Raw genomic sequence first — 19,553 nt, 5'->3', positions numbered from 1 at the left:
CCTCAGTGAGCAGCCGCCGCCAGTGACTCGGCGCGAATCTCTTCCGTCAACCGGGCTTTGAGCTCCATGAACTCGGGCGAGGTCTTGACGGTGTAGTGGCGCGGGTGCGGCAGATGGACCGGAATGTCTGCCTTGATGCGGCCCGGACGCGCGCTGAACACGGCCACGCGATTGGCCATGAAGATGGCTTCATCGATATCGTGGGTCACGAACATCACCGTCTTGCGCTCGGCCTCCCAGATGCCCAGCAACAATTCCTGCATCAGAACCCGGGTCTGGTTGTCCAGCGCACCGAAGGGCTCGTCCATGAGCAATATCTTGGGGTCGTTGGCCAGCGCACGCGCGATCGCCGTGCGTTGCTGCATGCCTCCGGACAGCTGCTTGGGGTAGTGATGCTCGAAGCCGCGCAGGCCCACCTTGGCAATGAAGTAGTCGCTGCGCTCTTTCTGGATGGCTTCGCTCACGCCTTTCTCGCGCAGTCCGAAGCGGATGTTCTGCGCCACGGTCAGCCAGGGGAACAAGGTGTAGCTTTGAAACACCATGCCGCGATCGGCGCCGGGCTCCTGCACCAGTTTCCCGTCCAGCAGCACCTGCCCCGTCGTCGGGAAATCCAGACCCGCAACAATGCGCAGCATCGTCGATTTGCCGCAGCCGGAGGGCCCCAGAATGGTCACGAAATCGTTCTCCCGGACCTCGAAATCCACGGGCTGCAGCGCCTGGGTGCTGACACCTTTGTGGCTGGTGAAGGTGCGCGAAACACCTTGAATGGACAACTGGTTCATCACAGGGAACTCCATTCGAACATGCGACGGTTGAAGGTTTTGAAGATGAAGTCCGACACCAGACCGATGAGCCCGATGATGATGATGCCGAAGATGATCTGTCCGGTATTGAGCAGCGCCTGGCTGTCGGTGATCATGTGTCCGATGCCCGAGGACGAGCCGATCAGCTCGGCAACGATCACATAGGTCCAGGCCCAGCCCAGAACCAGACGCAGGGTTTCCGCGATACCGGGAGCGGCACCGGGAATCAGCACCCGCTTGACGATGCCGGTATTGCTGGCGCCCAGTGTGTAGGCAGCCTCCACCAGGTCCTTGCGCGCACCGCCCACGGTCACGGCCACCATGAGGGTGATCTGGAACACCGAGCCGATGAAGATGACCAGCAGCTTCTGGGCTTCGCCCACGCCGGCCCAGAGGATCAGCAGCGGAATGAAGGCCGAGGCGGGCAGGTAGCGGCAGAACGAGACAAAGGGCTCGAAAAACGCCTCCACAGGCTTCCAGGCCCCCATGGCAATGCCCAGTGGAACGGCCACGACGCTGGCCAGTATGAAGCCCCCCATGACACGCCATACGGTCATGCCGATGTCATGATGAAAGTCGAACTCCGTGAACAGCAAAATGCCTTCGCGCAGCATCGTCAGCGGGCTGGCGAGAAAGGTCGGAGACACCAGTCCGCCAAAGGTGACGGCGGACCAGACCAGCACAAACAGCGCGAAGAAGCCCGTGCCGAGCAGCCACTTGGCCTTGGGGCTGACGGGCTCCAGAGGGGCCATGTAGCGCCGGCGAGCCGGCCGAACGGAAGGCGACGCCACCTGAACCGATGCGGGAGATGCTGACTTGACAGAAGGTGATACCGCTTCCATGTGCAACCTCTTTGCGCTTACTTGATGAAGCTTGCGTCGTACATGACGCCATAGTTCTCAGGAATGCTGCGAATCACGCCGGCTTCCTTGAGGATGGCAGCGGACTCCTTCATGAAAGGCAGCAGGTCGTTGGCAAAGAATTTCTGATTGGCCTCCTTGTCCGACCATTTCAGAAAGGCGGCCGACTTGCCGAACTGTTCGCCGCTTTGCTTGACGGCCGCACCCATGATTTCGTAGCTCTTTTCCTTGTCGGCATTGATCATGGCGATGGCATCGAAGTAGGACTGGGTCAGCGCCTTGGCGGCTGCCGTGTTGGCCTTGAGCCACTTGGGATCGCAGCCCACGGTGTCCATCACCATCGGGTAGTCGATGGTGGTGGCCAGAATCTTGCCGGCACCGGGGTTGGCGCGCACCGTGGACAGGTAGGGCTCATAGGTCATGGCCGCATCGTTCTGCCCGGAGACAAAGGCCTGGGCGGCAGGCTGGGGCTCCAGCGACACGGTCTTGATGTCCTTCATGGTCATGCCGTTCTTGTTCAGCATCCAGGCCAGACCGAAGTAGGGAGCCGTACCCGGTGCGCTGACGGCGACGGTCTTGCCCTTCAGATCGGCAAAGTTCTTGACGTCGTTGCGCACGGCAATACCGTCTGCGCCGTAGGACTTGTCCATCTGGAAGATCTGCACGATGGGCACACCATTGGTGTTCCAGGCCACATGCGTCTCCACCGTGGTGGCTGCACATTGCACCGCGCCCGAGGCCAGCGCCAGATGCCGGTCCTTCTGGGGAATCATCTTGATTTCGACATTGAGGCCGTTCTTCTTGAAGATCCCGGCCTTGTCCGCGAGCGTCAGTGGCGCAAAGCCGGTCCATCCCGACATGCCCAGGACGATCTTGGTCTCCTGAGCCGCTGCATGTTGTGCAGCAGACACCAGAGCGGTTGCGGCTAATGCCAGTTGCCAGATGGGAACGCGACGTGTCGATTTCATGGGACTCTCCTCGGTCGATGCCAGAGCAGTTCGGTTGTTGATGCGGACTTCAAGCCTTGCACGACAGTGCAGGCAGGGAAGTTTGCGGTTGCCGATTGAACATGTATATACAGGCTTACCCGAGCGCCATAGATGCCGGATTTTTCAGATGTATAGACATGCACCAACAATCCACAAGAGCAAGCTGTGTGCCAACTCGCTCGCCCACGGGCCGCCTCTGCCGGCTCCTGGGGGCGCGCACCAAAACGGCATCCGAGTTGCGCTAGTCGGGTGCAATCACGCTTTTCGCCACGGTCAGAAATGGTGCAATCAGCGCCGAGGCATTGCTCCTGGGCACCGCCAGCACCACGGCCTGCTTGGCGACGCGGCCCTTGATTCTTTTGCACACCAGTCGCTTGCCGTCGTGGGTTCTGTCGACCACCGGCCGCGTGGTCAGAACGCTGACGCCATGCCCGTTGGCGACCATGGAGCGGACAAGCTCTATCGACGCCAGCTCGTAGTTCACCGTGGGAACCACCCCTGCCTCGCGAAACAGCGAGAGAAAGTACTCTCGGCTCTGCGGCAGGTTGATCAGCAGCAACGGCGACTGGGCCAGCTCCGCCAGGCTCACGCTGGTCGCCGCAGACAGGGCATGCCTGGCGGGCAACAAGGCATAGGGCGGCAACGCGGCAACCGGGTGCATGGTCAGCAAAGGGCGAGCCAGGCCCAGGTCATATTGCAGCGCGGCATGGATCTCCCCGCGCTCTACTTGCCGCGTCAGCGAGGCGATGTCCCCCTCGACCAGCTCGATGTCGATGGACGGGTGGCGCTTGTGCATCTGGGTGAGCAACTGCGGAATCCACAGCGCGCCCAGCGTGCTCAGAAAGCCCAGCCTCAGCGTGCCGGAAACCGCCTGCTTGCGTGGCTCCTGAAGCAGTTGCGCAGCTTCGAGCAGGCTCAGGGCCTCCCGGCTTCTGGCCAGCCCTGCTGCGGTCAGGTCCAGCCCGACGGCATGTTTGCGCACAAACAGCTGCTCGCCCCATTGGGCTTCGAGGTCGGCAATCGCCTTGGAGATGGAGGGCTGCGAAACATTGATGGCCAGCGCCGCCCTGGCCGTGCTGCCGTGGCGTGCGGCGGCGACAAAATATTCGAGCTGGCGCAGATTTATCTGAATCAATTTTTTGAATCCAGTGAATGGGAAATGAATATTTTCCATTGATTCATGTTTTGGGCAGCATGCAGACATCGCTTCAGATCAACAGCGGGAATCCCATGCCTGAATCCACCGAAAAATCTGCCTCCCGTCCGCTGGACGGCATCCGCATCCTGGACTTCACCCGGGTTCTGGCGGGCCCCATGTCCACGGCCTTGCTGGCCGATCTGGGCGCTGAGGTCGTGAAGGTGGAGCCGCCCCAGGGCGACGACTACCGCGCCATCGGCCCCATGAAGAACGGGCAAAGCGCCTTGTTCACGGTCATGAATCGCAACAAGCAAAGCCTGGTGCTGGACCTCAAGCATGCGGATGCGGTCGCCGTGGTGCATGAGCTGGCCCGGCAGGTCAATGTGGTGGTCGAGAACTTCAGGCCGGGCGTGGCCGAGCGCCTGGGCATCGGCCCCGAAACGCTGCGCGCCCTCAATCCCCGGCTGGTGTACGTCAGCGTCTCCGGCTTCGGCCAGACCGGCCCGCTGGCTCACCGTCCGGCCTACGACATCATTGTTCAGGCCATGAGCGGCCTGATGGAGGCCACGGGCGAACCTCAAGGCGCGCCCACGCTGGTGGGCGAAGCGGTCAGCGATGTGGTTGCCGGCCTGTTTGCCTCCTGGGCGACACTGGCGGCCCTGCTGCAGGCGCAGAGAACCGGAGACGGCCAGCATGTCGATGTCGCCATGTTCGACACCACGCTGAGCTTTCTGGCGACATCGATGTCGCGCTATCTGTTCACCGGCCTGCCTGCGCGGCGTGTGGGCAACCGGCATCCGCTGTCGGCGCCTTTTGGCGTCTACAGGGCACGCGACGGCCATTACGCCCTGGCCGTGCTCAACAAGAAGCTGTTCGATGCCACTGCGGCCGCGATGGACCTGCCCGAGCTGGCCTGCGACCCGCGTTTTGCCAGCGACGAAACCCGCTCGGCCAACGAGCCCGCCTTGCGCGCCGCGCTGGAGGGCTGGAGCACGCAGCACGACGTGGCCCAGGTGGTCGCGCGGCTGGAGAGCGCAGGCGTTCCCGCAGCTCCCATCTGGAATATCGAGCAGGCCCTGAATTCCGAGCAAATCCGCTCGCGTGGCTTGCTCTGCGAGGTCGAGGACGAACGCCTTCCGGGCCTGCGGCTGCCGACACAGCCCGTGCATTTCAACGGCGCCCTGCCCAATCGTGCGCAACGCGCACCGGCCCTGGGCGAGCACACGGAGCTGCTGCTGCAAAGCTGGCTGGGCCGCAGCACGGACGCCATTGCCGCCTTGCGCGAAGCAGGCGCTTTGGGTTGATTTTGATAGCAAGAAAACAAGGAGAAACCGCCATGTCATTGATTCGTCTGGGCGCGACCGAAGAAGATCAGGCCGTTGCCGATGCCGTTGCACGCTTTGCCGAAGAAACCCTGGCACCTGTGGCCCAGGCCATGGACGAGCAAGCCTTTTCCGCCACGCGCCATGTGCCCGGCCTGTCCGCGCTGGGCGTGATGGGCATGAATCTGCCGGAGCGTTTCGGTGGGCCGGGCGTCACCCCCACCGCCATGCTGATGTCGCTGGTCGCCATCTCGCGCGCCTGCGCCGCGACCTCGTCCATGATCGGTGCCCACTATCTGGGCACGGATGCCGTTCTCATCGGCGGTGACGAGACGCAGCGCGAGCAATGGCTGCCGCGCTGCGCCAGCGGGGAATGGCTGGCGGCCTTCGCACTGACCGAGCCGCGTGGCGGCTCCCACCCTGCAGACATGCGTACTCGGGCCGTGCGCGACGGCGACGACTATCTGATCACCGGCGTCAAGCACTTCATCTCGAATGCGGCAGAGGCCCGCTTCATGGTGGTCTTCGCCAAGACCGATGCTGAGGCTGCGGCGCGAGGAGTCAGCGCCTTCATCGTGCCGCGCGATCTGCCCGGCATTCAGATATCGTCGCCCGAGAAGCTCATGGGCATCCGCGGCGGCCATGCCTTTGAGGTGTCGCTGGACGGTGTCCGTGTCCCGGCGGCCAACCGCCTCGGCGCCGAAGGCACCGGCTTCAAGACCGCCATGAAAGTGCTGGACAACAGCCGCCTGGACGTGGCGGCGACCTCGCTGGGCATTGCCGAGGCCGCGCTCAAGGCGGCGGCCGACTGGGCCAACCAGCGCCTGGTGGGCGGCGAACCGATCGCCAGCAAGCAGGGCATACAGTTCAAGCTCGCCGACATGAAGCTGCGCCTGGAAGCCGCCTGGGCGCTGACCATGCAGGCCCTGGCACTGCGCCAGCAGGGCCAGCCCTTCACCCAGCAGTCGGCCATGGCCAAGCTGTTCGCCTCGGAGATGGTGAGCTTCGTGACCGACGAGGCGCTGCAAATTCATGGCGGCTACGGCTATACCCGTGAAATGCCCCTGGAGCGCTATGTGCGCGACGCCCGCATCCTGCGCATCTACGAAGGCTCTTCCGAGATTCAGCGCACCATCATTGCGCGTGCCGTACTGGGCGCCTAGGAATCACAGCGGCAGCCGCGCGGATTTGCTGGTGTAATCCACTGCATGGACAAAAACTCTTCCATGTCGCTGCACGGGAAAATTCTCACCGAGATTGAACAGAACATTCTCAGTGGCCGCTGGCCGCCCGGCCATCGCATCCCGTCGGAGATGGAGCTGACCGTCCATTACCAATGCTCGCGCATGACCGTGAGCAAGGTGCTCAACAAGCTGGCACAAGCCGGTCTGCTGGTGCGCAAGCGCAAGGCGGGAAGCTTTGTGACGAGCCCGCAAACCAGCTCTGCCGTGCTGGAGATTCCCGATCTGCGCCAGGTGGTGCTGGGCATGGGGCAGGAGTATTCGAGCAGGCTGCTGGGCCGCACGCAGCGGCGCAGCACGAGAGAAGACATGGAGGCCATGCGCATGACGCAGCCGGCCCCCATCGTCCATGTGCTGTGCCTGCACATGGCGGGGTCCCGGCCGTTCTGCATCGAAGACCGCCTGATCAATCTCGAATCCGTGCCGGACGCCGAGCACGAGCCGTTCACCGAACACAGCCCCAGTTCCTGGATGGTCAACCATGTGCCCTGGAGCTCGGCCGAACACCGCATCCGCGCCGAGGCCGCCAGCGAGGAAACCGCCGGCCTGCTGGAGATCAAGCCCGGCTTTCCCTGCCTGGTGATCGACCGCCGTACCTGGACCGGGCAGCTGCCGATCACCTTTGTGCGCCTGACCTATCCTGCCGATCTCTACGAGCTGGATGCGCATTTTTCGCCCTCCACCATCAGGCAGGCTGGCTGATTGCGCATAACCCGGCCCGGGCAGCGCGCCGGGTCGCGGCGCACAATAGGGCCAGTTCTGATGCTTGCATCTGAGGTCAAATCAGCCTCAAACCCATTTACAGCAAGCCCTACCAGCTATCGATTCAAGAGTACCCGGTGTCTTCCGCGCAATCCATTCTGCAAGCCGTTTTTGGCTACGAGCAATTCCGTGGCCCCCAGCAGGCCATCGTCTCGCATGTCATCAACGGCGGCGATGCGCTGGTGCTCATGCCCACGGGCGGCGGCAAATCGCTGTGCTATCAGGTTCCGGCCATTGCGCGCCAGCAGCTCGGCCATGGCGTGACGATCGTGGTCTCGCCGCTGATCGCGCTCATGCACGACCAGGTCGGTGCGCTGCATGAGGCCGGCATCAGCGCCGCCTATCTGAACTCCACCCTGAGCTACGACGAGACGCAGGAGGTGGAGCTGCGCCTACAAAGCGGCGACATCACCCTGCTCTACGCCGCTCCCGAGCGGCTGAACACGCCACGTTTCCTGGGTCTGCTCGACGACCTGCATGCCCAGGGCAAGCTGTCGCTGTTCGCCATCGACGAAGCGCATTGCGTGAGCCAGTGGGGACACGACTTCCGCCCCGAATACCGCGCGCTGAGCGTGCTGCACCAGCGCTATGCCGAGGTGCCGCGCATCGCGCTGACGGCCACGGCCGATGCGCTGACGCGCGCCGACATCATCGAGCGCCTGCAGCTGGAAGAAGCCCAGCACTTCATCAGCAGTTTCGACCGCCCGAACATCCGCTACAAGATCGCCGAGAAAAAGGACGTCAGCAACCAGCTGCTGCGCTTTATCGAGCGCGAGCACGAGGGCGAGGCCGGCGTGGTCTATTGCCAGTCGCGCAAGCGTGTCGAGGAGCTGGCCCAGACCCTGATGCAAAACGGCATCAATGCCCTGCCCTACCACGCAGGCCTGCCCCAGGACATGCGCCAGAACCACCAGGACCGCTTCTTGCGCGAGGACGGCGTGGTCATGGTGGCGACGATTGCCTTCGGCATGGGCATCAACAAGCCCGATGTGCGCTTCGTGGCCCATGTGGACATGCCCAAGAACATCGAGGGCTACTACCAGGAAACCGGCCGTGCAGGCCGCGACGGCCTGCCCGCCGATGCCTGGATGGCCTACGGTCTGAGCGACGTGGTCAACCAGCGCCGCATGATCGACGAAAGCCCGGCCGAGGAGCAATTCAAGCAGGTGATGCGCGGCAAGCTCGATGCCCTGCTCGGTCTGGCCGAGGCCACGGACTGCCGCCGTGTGCGCCTGCTGGCCTATTTTGGCCAGCAGTATGGACAGGAGCCGCGCCTGGACGGCAAGCCATTGCAGGCCGTTGCCCGGACCCATTGCGGCAACTGCGACAACTGCCTGGAGCCGCCGGCGCTGTGGGATGGCACGGATGCGGCACGCAAGCTGCTGTCCACCATCTTCCGCGTGCACGAGGCCAGCGGCCTGACCTATGGTGCGGGCCACATCATGGACGTGCTGCGCGGCAAGGTGACGGACAAGGTCACGCAGTACGGCCATGACAAGGTGTCCACCTTCGGCATCGGCAAGGACTACTCGGAGCCGCAATTGCGCGCCGTGATGCGCCAGTTGCTGGCCACGGGATCCCTGGGTCTGCACAAGGTGGTGAGCGAGAACAGCGGCCATGTCTTTGACACCTTGTGTCTGGCCGCAGGCTCGCGTGCCGTGCTCAAGGGCGAGGTGCAGGTGCAGCTGCGCGAGGCGGTGGCCGCATCGCGCAGCAAGAAGCAGAGCAAGAAATCGGCCGCCAATGCGGCGGCGGTCAATCTGGGCCCCGATGCGCAGGTGCGCTTCATCAACCTCAAGGCCTGGCGCGCCGAAGTGGCCAAGTCCCACAATCTGCCGGCCTATGTGATCTTCCACGACGCCACGCTGGCGTCGATTGCCGAACTCAATCCCCAGAGCCTGCAGGAGCTGCAGGGCGTGAGCGGCATGGGCACCAAGAAGCTCGATGCCTACGGTGCAGAGGTGCTGCGTGTGGTGGCACTGGGCTGATCGACCCGCAGCAGCAGTAGCAACAGCAGCGGAAGAGCTGCGGCACCTGTTTCAACGCCTTTGATGCCGCCGCAAACCGGCTGACAAGGACCTCTCCACAATTCCCACACAAATGCTCGACAGCCCGGAAATATTGCAAACGCACACTGCTGCCGCATACCGTTGACCGAATTCATTTTTGCGGAGCACTTTCTGCTGTGATCAATACTGCCCAATTGCTGGCTGACGAAGCCAAATACTGCTCGTTTGGCGACACCGTCCACTACGTCAATCCTCCTAAGATCTTCACGGGCTGCGAAGGCAGCTATATGTACGACGATGCAGGCACGTCCTACCTCGATCTGCAGATGTGGTATTCGGCCGTCAACTTCGGCTACAAGAACAAGCGTCTTGAAGCCAAGATGATCGAGCAACTGCAGGAGCTGCCCCAGGTGGCCAGCCAGTACCTGCACCCCACCAAGATCGAACTGGCCAAGTTCATTGCCGAAGACGCCAAGCGCAAATGGGGCAATGACGGCCGCGTGCACTTCAACGTGGGCGGCGCGCAAGCCATCGAGGACTCGCTGAAGGTCGTGCGCAATGCCAGCGGCGGCAAGAGCCTGATGTTCGCGTTCGAAGGCGGCTACCACGGCCGTACGCTGGGTGCATCGTCCATCACCTCCAGCTACCGCTACCGCCGCCGTTTCGGCCACTTCAGCGACCGCGCGCAGTTCATCCCCTTCCCCTACCCCTTCCGTCGTCCCAAGGGCATGACGGCAGAGGAGTACGCGGAATCCATCGTGGCCGACTTCCGTCGCAAGTTCGAGAACGAATACCACGCGGTCTGGGACCCCAAGACCAACCAGTGCGAATACGCAGCCTTCTACATCGAGCCCATTCAGGGCACCGGTGGCTACGTGATCCCTCCTGCCAACTTCTTTACCGGCCTGAAGAAGGTACTGGACGACCACGGCGTACTGCTGGTGGTCGATGAAATCCAGATGGGCTTCTGGCGTACCGGCAAGCTGTGGTCGGTGGAAAACTTCGGCATCCAGCCCGATGTACTGGTGTTTGCCAAGGCCCTGACCAATGGTCTGAATGCGCTGTCCGGCCTGTGGGCTCGCGAAGAGCTGATCAACCCCACGGTGTTCCCGCCCGGCTCCACCCACTCCACCTTTGCCTCCAACCCGCTGGGTACGGCCCTGGGCCTGGAAGTCATGAAGATGACCCACGAGATGGACTTCGGCCGTCAGGTGCGCGAATCGGGTGCCTACTTCCTCGAAGGCCTCAAGGAGCTGCAAAAGCGCCACAAGGAAATCGGCGATGTGGACGGCCTGGGCCTGGCGCTGCGTGCAGAAATCTGCACCGAGGACGGTTTCACGCCCAACAAGGCGCTGCTGGACAAGATGGTGGACATCGGCCTCGAAGGCGGCCTGGAATACCAGGGCCAGAAGCGCGGCCTGGTGCTGGACGTGGGCGGCTACTACAAGAACGTGATCACCTTCGCACCTTCGCTGATGATTTCGCGCAGCGAGATCGACGAAGCCATGGTGCTGCTGGATCAGTTGCTGACCAAGGCCAAAAAGGCGTAACCCCCTGAGCGGCCTGGCCTAGGCGGCCCCGCCGCTTCCCCCTCTGTCTTCGGGAGGGGGGCGACAGCCTCGCTGTGTGGCGGCGGGGGCCGCCCAGGTCTTGCTCGCTGTCTCTTGCTTGGGTTGTGCCAGTTTTCTGCACTGCAGACACACTCAGGCGCCATCAAAAACGACTACAAAAAGGCGAAATGGCGACGGAAAATTTCCGCAACCAGCTCGAACCCAGTGGCTTGCTGCAGCAGTTCACCAACCATCCTCCAGAAGGCTTTGCCTTGCTCAAGGACTGGCCGGTGCCAGCATTCATCGCCCCCTTCGATTTGCTGACCACCGCAGATGACGCGCTCAAGGCGCGTCTTTTGTCGTGGCCGGGCGGACGCTGGCTGAGCGCCAAGCTCAGGCTGACCACGGACTTCATCGGCACCACCGTCAGCGAATATGCGCCGCTGCCGCGCGCCGTGGATGCCGCGACGCTGGCCCGGCAGCTGCGCGCCATGGCCGGGCGCACCCTGCTCACCATCGTCAAGGATTTGCCCCAGGCATCGCCCTTGCTAAGCGAGGAAGACAACTGCTTTGCGCAGGAGTTGGCCAACGCGCTTGCGGAGCAAGGGTTCATTGCCCTCGAAGGCCAGGCCCTGGCCTATGTGCCCATCAGCTTTGCCAGTGCGGACGAGTATCTGGCCGGCCTGTCCAAAAACCGCCGCAGCAGCCTCAGGCGCAAGCTCAAAAGCCGCGCACAGCTCTCTGTCCAGCGTATCCCTACCGGCGCAGCCTTTGCCGCTGATGCCCAGGTGGATGCCTACTATGCGCTGTTTGATGCGGTGTACGCGCAAAGCGAGATTCACTTCGACAAACTCACGCGCGGCTTCTTTGCCGACTTGCTGCGCGATGCGGACAACGGCGGCATCGTGTTCGAGTATCGCGATGCGCAAAGCGATGCGCTGCTGGGCTGGAATCTCTGCTTCGAGCATGACGGCAGGCTGATCGACAAATACATAGGCCTGTCCTACCCGGCAGCGCGCGAGGCCAATCTCTATTTCGTGAGCTGGATGGTCAATCTCGAATACGCACTGGAGCGGGGTCTGTCCCACTATGTGGCGGGCTGGACCGACCCCGAGGTCAAGGCCCAGCTGGGTGCCAGCTTCACCATGACGCAGCATCTGGTCTTCATCCGCAACCCCTTGCTGCGCGCGTTGGGGCGGCGCTTTTCCGGCCTGTTTGAAAGCGATAGTCGGTGGAGTGACAAGGCATGATGCAACAAACACCTGTGGTGCTGGATGTCGACGGATCGGTCGGCCCGCTGGCCCGGGAAAAGCGCTTGCCGCTCACAGATTGGCAGGAGCTGGTGCGCTTTGGCTGCGGCCTGCGCAGCTTCAGGCGCTTCAGCCAGGCCATGAAGGAGCAACTGCCCGCGCAGCACGGCACCGTGCTCATGGGCAGCGGCGACTTTCACCATCTGAGCTGGCCGCTGATCGAGCGCTGCATTGCCGACAAGGGCTTCAGCGCCAAGCATCCGCTGCGCGTGGTGGTGCTGGACAACCACCCGGACAATATGCGCTTTCCCTGGGGCGTGCACTGCGGCTCCTGGGTGCGGCGCGTGGCCATGCACCCGGCCGTGTCACAGGTCCATGTGGCAGGCATTACCTCGCAGGACATCGGATCGGGCCATGCCTGGGAAAACTATCTGCGACCGCTGCGCGCCGGCAAGCTCACCTACTGGAGCTGCGGCGTGGACACCGGCTGGGCCAGTCGCCTGGGCGCGGGCAAGGCGTTTCGCAGCTTTGCCGATATCTCGCAGCTGGTACAGGCGCTGTCCAGCCATCTGCATGACTGGCCGCAGGACACGTATCTGAGCATAGACAAGGATGTGTTCGCCGCCGAAGTCGTGCGCACCAACTGGGACCAGGGCAGGATGCTGGAAGAGCAGGCCGCGCAGCTGATCGATGCGCTGCGCGGACAGATAGCGGGCAGCGACATCACGGGCGACGTCTCCTCGTGGCACTATGGCACCTGGTGGAAGCGACTGATGAGCGCGGGCGACGGCCAGGACACACAGATTGACGCCGCGACGCTGGCCGGCTGGCAGGCCGGGCAACATGCATTGAACCAGCGGCTGGTACAGCGCATAGCGCTCAGCAGCGCGAGTTAGAGCGATTTCACCGGCCACTCTTCAACACTTCGCTTCAAGGAGCTGACATGCTGGACCGGTTGACCGAAAAATTGCTGCAACGGGCATTTGCACCGCTGGTCAAGACGGGACAGCTCGAAGTCATCACCCCTTCAGGCAAGGCGCTGATCTTCGGCGACGGCAGCCAGCCCCAGGCGCGCCTGCGCTTTACCGACAGACGCGCCATCCTGGCGCTGCTGCGCGACCCAGACCTCAACTTTGGCGAGCTGTTCATGCAGCAGCGCCTTCTGGTCGAGCAAGGCACGGTCTACGACGTGCTGGAGCTGGTGCTGCGCGGCGCCAGGCAGGCGCCCGTCAGCGCCGCGGTACGCATGCTCGATGCCTGGCGCATGAAGCTGCGACCCTTGCTGCAGAACAATCTGCGCGGCAAATCGCGTGCCAACGTGGCGCATCACTACGATCTGGACGACCGGCTCTATCAACTGTTTCTGGACAGCGAGCGCCAGTACTCCTGCGCCTATTTCGAGCAGGGCAACGAAGACCTGGAAACGGCACAGCTGGCCAAGAAGCGCCATATCGCCGCCAAGCTGCTGATCGAGCCGGGCCAGCGCGTGCTCGACATCGGCTGCGGCTGGGGCGGTCTCTCGCGCTATCTGGCCGAGGTGGCCGGCGCCGACCATGTCACCGGCATCACGCTGTCCACAGAGCAACTGGCCGGCGCGCGGTCCAGGGCCTCGCAGTCCATCCAGGGCCAGCGGCTGGAGTACCGGCTCGAGGACTACCGCGACATGAATCGCGAGGCACATGGGCCGTTTGAGCGCATCGTCTCTGTCGGCATGTTCGAGCATGTGGGCACGAGATTCCATGACGCCTTCTTCCGCCAATGCCATGAGCTGCTCAGCGAGGACGGCGTGATGCTGCTGCACTTCATCGGCAACAGCGATGTGCCCGACTTCAACAATCCCTGGATAGAACGCTACATCTTTCCTGGCGGCCATATTCCGTCGATGTCGGAGTTCACGCCGGCCATCGAGCGCGCGGGGCTGGTGATCTGCGATATCGAGGTGCTGCGCCTGCACTATGCCCAGACCCTGCGCCTGTGGCGCGAGCGTTTCATGGCGCGCCGTGCCGAAGCCGCAGCCCTGTATGACGAGCGCTTTTGCCGCATGTGGGAGTTCTATCTGTCCATGTCGGAAACCGCGTTCCGCTATCAGGACATCGCCATCTTCCAGGTTCAGCTGGCGCGCAGACAGGACGCCGTGCCGCTGACGCGCGACTATGTACACCAGCGCGAAGCGGCGCTCAAAAGCCGGGAGGCGGCCCTGGGCCTGAGCGCGCCTGCCATGGCGGGAGCTGCAAAAACAAGAGCGTCTACCGATTGACTGCCATTGATTTCAACATCAATAAGGCTTGATATCGTTTTATATCAAGCGCAAGCAGCTATCTTTTTAATGACAATCAGGCGCACTGAACTGCGGACCGGAGGTGGATCGCCAGTTGGGCAAACCGTGCGTCATCCAGCCACGGGCTGTTGCTGATGGCCAGCAGGCGCTGCGCCCAGTCGCGCGCCTGGCCGACCATGTCACCCCGCGCAACACCCAGCACATGGTCGTAGCGTCCATAGTCGGGCAGCACATGGACAAAGGGCAGGGACAGACCCCAGCCACCGCCCCAGTGTGCGCGCAGCACGGCATCCCTGGCCTGCTGGCTAGGCATGCGCAGCAGGATCACCGGCCACACCCCCTGCGCCCCGGGTACGGCATCCTGCACGACTTCCAGCCCGCAGGCCTGCAGCTGCGCGATACGCAGGCCGGCCTGCGCGGAGGTCTGGCGCTGAAAGGCCGCGAGCCGCCGCAATGCCTTGGCGCCCACGCTCTGGCGCCAGCGCCCCAGACGGTGCTGGGCAATGAAATCGTCGAAATCATCGCCTGCGGCCTCCACCCAGTCACCACGCGACAATGATTTCTCCAGCGGCTTGCCATAGGCCATACGCAGGCCGCTGGGCCGGTAGAGCATGGCGTAGCCCAGCAGCTCGATACTGCGGCGCAGCTCCCACCACGGGCTGAAGCGCGTGGCCGCGCCGGCGGCGCGCAGCGCAGCACGCATGCAAGGCTCGCGCGCCATCAGCACGCCGCCTTCAAAGGTGCTCAGGCCCTTGCCAACGGCCAGACTGAAAAAGCCGATATCGCCCTTGAGGCCCACCGAGACTCCTTCGCTGCGCGCCCCCAGCGCCTGGGCCGCATCCTCGATCACATAGGCGCCCACGGCACGCGCGCATTGCAAGGCGGCGTCCACATCGGCCACACGCCCGCACAGATGCGTGGGCAGCACGGCCAGCGTGCGCTCGCTGCACAGCTGCTGCAGGCAGACCGGGTCCATGTCCAGCGCATCGGCGCGCAGATCGCACAGGCGCACTTGCAGCCCGCACTGCGCAATCGCCAGCGCCACCAGCGGACAGGTATAGGCCGGGGCAACGACCTCGCTGCGCTCCGGGCTGAGGGTCTTGAGGCTTCGCAATGCCACCATCAGGGCCGAGGTGCCCGAGCATTCGAGCTGCACCGCCTCCACTCCCAGCCAGGCGGCCAACTGCCCTGCCAGGCTGCCCGCCCCCGAGGGCCAGAGATCGCCGAGCCGCAGTGGCAGGCCGGCCGTTGGCGGCACGGTGGGCTGGCGCATCTCAGGCGGCCTGCTCGGCCTCGGCCTCGGGCTTCTCGCTCACGGCCAGGCACATGATGCCGGCCACGATGAACAGACAGCCAATGATCTGCGGCCAGCCAATGGGCTCGTTGAACAGCCAGTACGAGATCGCCAGCACCGAGATGATCTCCAGATGCGAGGCGGCAAATGCCGGGCCGATGGGCGCGTGCTTGAGCAGGCTCATCCAGGTGAAGAAGGCCCCGATGTAACCCACGAACGCACCATAGATCCAGGGCTGGCTGAACACGCGCAGCAGCCAGCCGGCCGAGAACTCCAGCGGCAAGGCGGCATCACCGGCCTGCTTGAAGCTGAGCTGCGCCAGCGTGTCAAAGGCCATGAGTACCAGAAAGCCGACAATGTAAAAACGCTTCATAGCCGACGGCCCTCAGTGCAATCCAACGATGGCCACGCCTATGGACACCAGCACGATGCCGGCCACGCGCATGGGCGCGAGCTTTTCGCGAAACAGCACCCGCCCCAGAATCATGATGGCGACGATGTTGATGGAGCCCAGTAGCACCCCGTCCGACAGCGGCACCAGCGACAGAAACGCCAGCCAGACCAGGAACTCGGCCACATAGCAGGCAATGCCCACCCACAGCCAGGGCCTGGCCAGCATGAAACGCCAGCGCTCCGTGCCATTGCGATGCCCCGGCTCGCTGGCCGCTGCCTTGAAGGCCAGTTGCCCTCCGCTGTCCACCAGCACATTGAGTATCCACAACGTCGCCACCAGGGGCGAGAGATCACTGCCCATTCGCACCCCTGGCAGGCGCGGCCGAGCTGGCGATACGCGCGATGAATTCGTTGAGCTTGGCGATCACGGTGCGGCGCTCGCGGTCGATGGTGATCATGTGATAGCAATTGTCCAGCAGCACCAGGTCGACATGGGCGTTGACCGCGCCGCGCTGGATGTCGTGGGCATTGCTGACCGAGGAAATATCGTCTTCCCGGGCATGCATGACCAGACAGGGCGAACGCAGCTGCGCCAGTCTGGCCTGCACATTCGCGGACAGGGCGCGCAGCTCGATGACGCTCCACCAGGGATTGCCGGGCAGGCCTGCGGCAGAGCTGTCGCCGCTGTTCATCTGCTCGACCACGCGCGCGCGCAAGGCCTCGTCCTTGATGCCGTAGGGCGGTGCCTCCATGAAGACGCTGTTGCGGCCGATGCCCAGCAGGCGGAACAGCGGCAGCAGGAACGCCAGCTTGGTATAGGCCGGAATGCTCCAGCCGTCATAGCGGAAGGTGGTGGACAGCGCGCAGACGCCGGCCACCTTGTCGGGATGGCGCTCGGCCACGGCCAGTGACAACAGCGCCCCCATGGACAGACCGCCGACCACCACATGGTCCACATGCAGCGAAAAGCGCTGCAGACCCGACTCCACACTTGCCAGCCAGTCCGTCCAGCGGGCAGCCACCAAGTCTTCCATGCTGCCGCAATGTCCTGCCAGCTGCACCCCGTAGACCGTGAAGCCTTGCTTGTTCAGACCTTTTGCGAGCAGGCGCATCTCAGCCGGCGTGCCTGTCAGGCCATGAATCAGCAGCACGCCCGTGCGGGCATTGCGGCCCTCGCCGGGCATGACGAACTCATGCGGCGTCACGCACAGCTGCTGCAAATCCGGCTGCTGCAGCAGCCCCAATCCATCTGCAGCATTCATGCAGTCTGCTCCATGCCGAGCAGGACTTGCTCCAGCAGCTGGGTGGCCTGCGCAAAATGCTCGAAGCGCGCATGGGCAATCCCCTGGCTCTCGCAATAGTCGATGAGCTTGTACTTGGCCAGCACGAAATCCGCCTTGCCGGAAACGCAGAAGTCCGACGTGCTGTCGCCGATATAGAGCACCCGCCCGTGCACGGCCTGCTGCTCGGCAAGGCGTTCGCACTTGCAGTTGCCGCTGGCCCGTGTGCAGCGATTGCTGGCCCAGGGCGAATCCAGTCGCCAGCTGCGCTCTCCCGTCTGCACCAGGTGATTGGCGATGACTTCCAGATCCCCAAGGCCATGGCGTGCAAGCACATGGCGAATCGCATAGTCGATGCCGTCGCTGACGACCTGCACCTTGATGCCATGCACCCTGGCCTCGGCCACGAAGCCGGCAAAGTGCTCGTCGATCTCTATGCCGTCCAGATGGTTCTGCAGTTCGGCCTCGCTCATGTCCAGCAAGGCCACCTGCCCCTTCATGCATTCGCGCGAGCCGATATCGCCACGCTCCCAAGCGTCTTCCAGATCCTGCCAGCCCGCCTTGCCAAAGCGGTTGAGCAGGGTATCGGTCACGTCCAGCAGGCTGATGGTGCCGTCGAAATCGCTTTGCACCATCCAGCCGACCGAAGCTGTACCTGCAGGCGACGGAAAAATCTGAATGCGCTTATTCATGGAAACTGACCCTCACGTTCTGACCGACCTTGACATTGGCGGGCGGCTGATCAAACGCCAGCACGCATTCCACAACTCTTACCGGGCCACGCTGCGCGTCGTCCTGCAGTCGGGCCGTGCCGTAGACGGGACTGATGCGCAGCACCGTCGCAGGAGGAAACGCCTGCCGGGCAGCGCTGCCGTCTGCGTCAGCGGCCACCTGGGCTTTCATGCCTTCGCGAATCGCCGTCACGTAGCTTTCGTTGACTTCGGCCCGCACGATCAGAGGGCGCTTGGGCAGCAGCACCGCCACCGGGCTGCCGCTTTGCAGCATGCTGCCGCCCTGGGCCAGCAGACGCACCACGACGGCGGCCTCGGGCGCACGCAGCTCATGGCGCTGCAGCAGGGACCGCAGCTGCTCGGCCTTGCGCTTGGCGACCGTGACTTCCGCAGTCGCAATATCCACTTCGGACTGCGCGTCACGCAGGGCCTGCACGGCTTCGTCCACGCTCTGCAGGTCCGCCGCACCCTGTTTGGCAGCGGCCTGCCAGCGCGTCAGCGTGGCCTTGAGCGCGGGCAGGCGATCCTGGCGCGTCTTGAGCTTGGTCTGTGCCAGCTGCAGCTCGGACTCCGCCACCGCCAGATCGGCGCGCGCTGCGTCGTCCGCGAGACGCAGCACCAACTGGCCTTTCTGTACGCTCTGGCCTTCCTTGACCAGCAATTGCTGCACCACGCCCGATGCGGCCGACGAGAGATCGAGCAGACCGCCGTCTACATCGATCTTGCCCCGCGCAACGGCTACCTGGCTTTGAGGCTTGATCTGGGCTGCAGCCGGCGTGATCACGGAGACTGCGTCCTGAGACGGAGAGCACCCGCCCAGCATCAGCACGGCAGCCGCCAGCAGCGGCGCGCCCGACACAATGCTGAGACGAAATGGGCTTGGGTTCATGTTTATTCCTTGATGGGGCTGTTCTGGCGCCAGTCGCTGCGAATGGCGCCGTCTTCCATGCCCAGCACACGATCGGCGTGGCGCACCAGACGCGGGTCATGGCTGACGCAGAGCACCGTGGTGCCGTGCGTGCGCGCTGCACGGTGCAGCAAGTCAATGACGCGCTGGCCGCTCTCGGCGTCCAGCGCACTGGTGGGCTCGTCGGCGAACAGCAGACGGGGCTGCTTGGCCATGGCACGAGCGATGGCCACACGCTGCTTCTCGCCGCCCGACAGCTGGGCCGGGCGCATATGACTGCGGTGCGAGAGCCCCACTTCGTCGAGCGCCTCCTTGGCACGGCGCAATGTCTCGGCGCTTCTGAGACCCATATAGCCCAGCGGCAGCTGCACCTGCTCCAGTGCCGTCAAGGCCGGAAACAGATTGAAGCCCTGGAAGACGAAGCCCGTATGGCGCAGACGAAATTTCTCCAGCGCCGCCGTGCCGAGCTTGGCCAGGTCCTCGCCCAGTGCCAGTGCATGACCGGCATCGGGCTTCTGCAGACCCGACATCAGGGACAGCAGCGTGCTTTTGCCGCAGCCCGAAGGGCCGGAGATCAGGCTCAACTCCCCCGCATAGAGGCTCACGGACAGTCCTTGCAGCACATGCACCTGGACGATGCCCGACACAAAGGATTTGTCGAGGCGCACGGCCTCGAGGCTGGGCACAGCATCCTTGGCTGCAGCAGGTGTTTTAACGCGTTCCATGGTCTCGGCTGGCATGTTTCA

The 19,553-nt window shown here is 63.6% G+C and carries 19 protein-coding genes; 8 read left to right on the top strand and 11 right to left on the bottom strand.

The annotated features are described in order from the left end of the window. Window positions 1-2: 2 nt before the first annotated feature. From AC1RTQ_RS19355 to AC1RTQ_RS19340, 4 genes are all read right to left on the bottom strand, one after another. On the bottom strand, window positions 3-782 hold the full coding sequence (locus tag AC1RTQ_RS19355) for an ABC transporter ATP-binding protein (RefSeq protein ID WP_492878097.1): 780 nt from the start codon (window positions 780-782) through the stop codon (window positions 3-5). Next, window positions 782-1,645, bottom strand: a complete 864-nt coding sequence (locus AC1RTQ_RS19350; RefSeq protein ID WP_302092793.1) for an ABC transporter permease — start codon at window positions 1,643-1,645, stop codon at window positions 782-784. The genes AC1RTQ_RS19355 and AC1RTQ_RS19350 overlap by 1 nt, the downstream gene beginning before the upstream one ends. A gap of 17 nt (window positions 1,646-1,662) precedes the next feature. Further along, window positions 1,663-2,631 carry an ABC transporter substrate-binding protein gene (locus AC1RTQ_RS19345; RefSeq protein WP_492878094.1) on the bottom strand — a complete coding sequence of 323 codons (969 nt, stop codon included), beginning with the start codon at window positions 2,629-2,631 and terminating at the stop codon, window positions 1,663-1,665. Window positions 2,632-2,893: 262 nt separating this feature from the next. Next, on the bottom strand, window positions 2,894-3,826 hold the full coding sequence (locus AC1RTQ_RS19340) for a LysR substrate-binding domain-containing protein (RefSeq protein ID WP_492878092.1): 933 nt from the start codon (window positions 3,824-3,826) through the stop codon (window positions 2,894-2,896). On the opposite strand from AC1RTQ_RS19340, the gene AC1RTQ_RS19335 reads away from it, so the two are divergent. The 8 genes from AC1RTQ_RS19335 (at window position 3,805) to AC1RTQ_RS19300 (ending at window position 14,181) form a co-directional block, all read left to right on the top strand. Beyond that, window positions 3,805-5,094, top strand: coding sequence for a CaiB/BaiF CoA transferase family protein (locus AC1RTQ_RS19335; protein WP_492878090.1), 1,290 nt, complete (start codon window positions 3,805-3,807; stop codon window positions 5,092-5,094). The two genes, AC1RTQ_RS19340 and AC1RTQ_RS19335, sit on opposite strands and share 22 nt — an antisense overlap. Before the next feature lie 32 nt (window positions 5,095-5,126). Beyond that, window positions 5,127-6,275 (top strand): acyl-CoA dehydrogenase family protein, encoded by a 1,149-nt coding sequence (locus AC1RTQ_RS19330; RefSeq protein ID WP_302092789.1) that lies wholly within the window; start codon window positions 5,127-5,129, stop codon window positions 6,273-6,275. Between the two features lie 45 nt (window positions 6,276-6,320). Further along, window positions 6,321-7,055: a histidine utilization transcriptional repressor HutC gene (gene hutC / locus AC1RTQ_RS19325; RefSeq protein WP_302092788.1), complete on the top strand. Its 735-nt coding sequence runs from the start codon at window positions 6,321-6,323 to the stop codon at window positions 7,053-7,055. Between the two features lie 137 nt (window positions 7,056-7,192). Then, the gene (recQ, locus tag AC1RTQ_RS19320) at window positions 7,193-9,103 is read left to right on the top strand and encodes a DNA helicase RecQ (RefSeq protein WP_492878087.1); all 1,911 of its coding nucleotides are present in this window, start codon (window positions 7,193-7,195) and stop codon (window positions 9,101-9,103) included. 197 nt (window positions 9,104-9,300) lie between these two features. Next, window positions 9,301-10,674, top strand: coding sequence for an aspartate aminotransferase family protein (locus AC1RTQ_RS19315; RefSeq protein WP_034375128.1), 1,374 nt, complete (start codon window positions 9,301-9,303; stop codon window positions 10,672-10,674). A 188-nt stretch (window positions 10,675-10,862) separates the two neighbouring features. Further along, complete coding sequence (locus AC1RTQ_RS19310) at window positions 10,863-11,924, top strand: GNAT family N-acetyltransferase (RefSeq protein ID WP_492878085.1); 1,062 nt, start codon at window positions 10,863-10,865, stop codon at window positions 11,922-11,924. Then, complete coding sequence (locus AC1RTQ_RS19305) at window positions 11,921-12,820, top strand: arginase family protein (protein WP_492878083.1); 900 nt, start codon at window positions 11,921-11,923, stop codon at window positions 12,818-12,820. Before AC1RTQ_RS19310 ends, AC1RTQ_RS19305 begins: the two co-directional genes overlap by 4 nt. 47 nt (window positions 12,821-12,867) lie before the next feature. Further along, entirely contained in the window at window positions 12,868-14,181 is a 1,314-nt protein-coding gene (locus tag AC1RTQ_RS19300; RefSeq protein ID WP_492878081.1) for a class I SAM-dependent methyltransferase, read from the top strand. A gap of 76 nt (window positions 14,182-14,257) precedes the next feature. Here AC1RTQ_RS19300 and AC1RTQ_RS19295 read toward each other — a convergent pair whose 3' ends face one another. From AC1RTQ_RS19295 to AC1RTQ_RS19265, 7 genes are read right to left on the bottom strand one after another with little or no spacing between them, the layout of a single operon-like run. Continuing rightward, complete coding sequence (locus tag AC1RTQ_RS19295; protein WP_492878079.1) at window positions 14,258-15,475, bottom strand: DegT/DnrJ/EryC1/StrS family aminotransferase; 1,218 nt, start codon at window positions 15,473-15,475, stop codon at window positions 14,258-14,260. A gap of 1 nt (window position 15,476) precedes the next feature. Further along, window positions 15,477-15,869: a DMT family transporter gene (locus AC1RTQ_RS19290; RefSeq protein WP_492878077.1), complete on the bottom strand. Its 393-nt coding sequence runs from the start codon at window positions 15,867-15,869 to the stop codon at window positions 15,477-15,479. A gap of 12 nt (window positions 15,870-15,881) precedes the next feature. Further along, on the bottom strand, window positions 15,882-16,250 hold the full coding sequence (locus AC1RTQ_RS19285) for an EamA family transporter (protein WP_409811826.1): 369 nt from the start codon (window positions 16,248-16,250) through the stop codon (window positions 15,882-15,884). Continuing rightward, a complete protein-coding gene (locus AC1RTQ_RS19280; RefSeq protein ID WP_492878075.1) occupies window positions 16,240-17,151 on the bottom strand; it encodes an alpha/beta hydrolase in 912 nt (303 codons plus the stop codon). The genes AC1RTQ_RS19285 and AC1RTQ_RS19280 overlap by 11 nt, the downstream gene beginning before the upstream one ends. Next, window positions 17,148-17,861 (bottom strand): MtnX-like HAD-IB family phosphatase, encoded by a 714-nt coding sequence (locus tag AC1RTQ_RS19275; RefSeq protein WP_492878073.1) that lies wholly within the window; start codon window positions 17,859-17,861, stop codon window positions 17,148-17,150. Before AC1RTQ_RS19275 ends, AC1RTQ_RS19280 begins: the two co-directional genes overlap by 4 nt. Continuing rightward, window positions 17,854-18,789, bottom strand: coding sequence for an HlyD family secretion protein (locus AC1RTQ_RS19270; RefSeq protein WP_492878071.1), 936 nt, complete (start codon window positions 18,787-18,789; stop codon window positions 17,854-17,856). The genes AC1RTQ_RS19275 and AC1RTQ_RS19270 overlap by 8 nt, the downstream gene beginning before the upstream one ends. Window positions 18,790-18,791: 2 nt before the next feature. Then, window positions 18,792-19,547 (bottom strand): ABC transporter ATP-binding protein, encoded by a 756-nt coding sequence (locus AC1RTQ_RS19265; RefSeq protein WP_367882846.1) that lies wholly within the window; start codon window positions 19,545-19,547, stop codon window positions 18,792-18,794. Window positions 19,548-19,553 lie beyond the last annotated feature (6 nt).

Source organism: Comamonas sp. GW821-FHT11H03 (genome assembly GCF_058807955.1).
The sequence above is the reverse complement of the archived record's forward strand: the minus strand, read 5'-3'. Positions and strand labels throughout refer to the sequence as shown.

What these genes read in the sequence shown, in the direction of transcription:
- AC1RTQ_RS19305 (WP_492878083.1), top strand. Translation starts at nt 11,921, where the DNA reads ATGATGCAACAAACACCTGTGGTGCTGGATGTCGACGGATCGGTCGGC.
- hutC (WP_302092788.1), top strand. Translation starts at nt 6,321, where the DNA reads ATGGACAAAAACTCTTCCATGTCGCTGCACGGGAAAATTCTCACCGAG.
- AC1RTQ_RS19355 (WP_492878097.1), bottom strand. Translation starts at nt 782, where the DNA reads ATGAACCAGTTGTCCATTCAAGGTGTTTCGCGCACCTTCACCAGCCAC.
- AC1RTQ_RS19310 (WP_492878085.1), top strand. Translation starts at nt 10,863, where the DNA reads ATGGCGACGGAAAATTTCCGCAACCAGCTCGAACCCAGTGGCTTGCTG.
- AC1RTQ_RS19345 (WP_492878094.1), bottom strand. Translation starts at nt 2,631, where the DNA reads ATGAAATCGACACGTCGCGTTCCCATCTGGCAACTGGCATTAGCCGCA.
- AC1RTQ_RS19350 (WP_302092793.1), bottom strand. Translation starts at nt 1,645, where the DNA reads ATGGAAGCGGTATCACCTTCTGTCAAGTCAGCATCTCCCGCATCGGTT.
- AC1RTQ_RS19285 (WP_409811826.1), bottom strand. Translation starts at nt 16,250, where the DNA reads ATGGGCAGTGATCTCTCGCCCCTGGTGGCGACGTTGTGGATACTCAAT.
- AC1RTQ_RS19270 (WP_492878071.1), bottom strand. Translation starts at nt 18,789, where the DNA reads ATGAACCCAAGCCCATTTCGTCTCAGCATTGTGTCGGGCGCGCCGCTG.
- AC1RTQ_RS19265 (WP_367882846.1), bottom strand. Translation starts at nt 19,547, where the DNA reads ATGCCAGCCGAGACCATGGAACGCGTTAAAACACCTGCTGCAGCCAAG.
- AC1RTQ_RS19330 (WP_302092789.1), top strand. Translation starts at nt 5,127, where the DNA reads ATGTCATTGATTCGTCTGGGCGCGACCGAAGAAGATCAGGCCGTTGCC.
- AC1RTQ_RS19290 (WP_492878077.1), bottom strand. Translation starts at nt 15,869, where the DNA reads ATGAAGCGTTTTTACATTGTCGGCTTTCTGGTACTCATGGCCTTTGAC.
- AC1RTQ_RS19275 (WP_492878073.1), bottom strand. Translation starts at nt 17,861, where the DNA reads ATGAATAAGCGCATTCAGATTTTTCCGTCGCCTGCAGGTACAGCTTCG.
- AC1RTQ_RS19340 (WP_492878092.1), bottom strand. Translation starts at nt 3,826, where the DNA reads ATGGAAAATATTCATTTCCCATTCACTGGATTCAAAAAATTGATTCAG.
- AC1RTQ_RS19295 (WP_492878079.1), bottom strand. Translation starts at nt 15,475, where the DNA reads ATGCGCCAGCCCACCGTGCCGCCAACGGCCGGCCTGCCACTGCGGCTC.
- AC1RTQ_RS19300 (WP_492878081.1), top strand. Translation starts at nt 12,868, where the DNA reads ATGCTGGACCGGTTGACCGAAAAATTGCTGCAACGGGCATTTGCACCG.
- AC1RTQ_RS19280 (WP_492878075.1), bottom strand. Translation starts at nt 17,151, where the DNA reads ATGAATGCTGCAGATGGATTGGGGCTGCTGCAGCAGCCGGATTTGCAG.
- AC1RTQ_RS19335 (WP_492878090.1), top strand. Translation starts at nt 3,805, where the DNA reads ATGGGAAATGAATATTTTCCATTGATTCATGTTTTGGGCAGCATGCAG.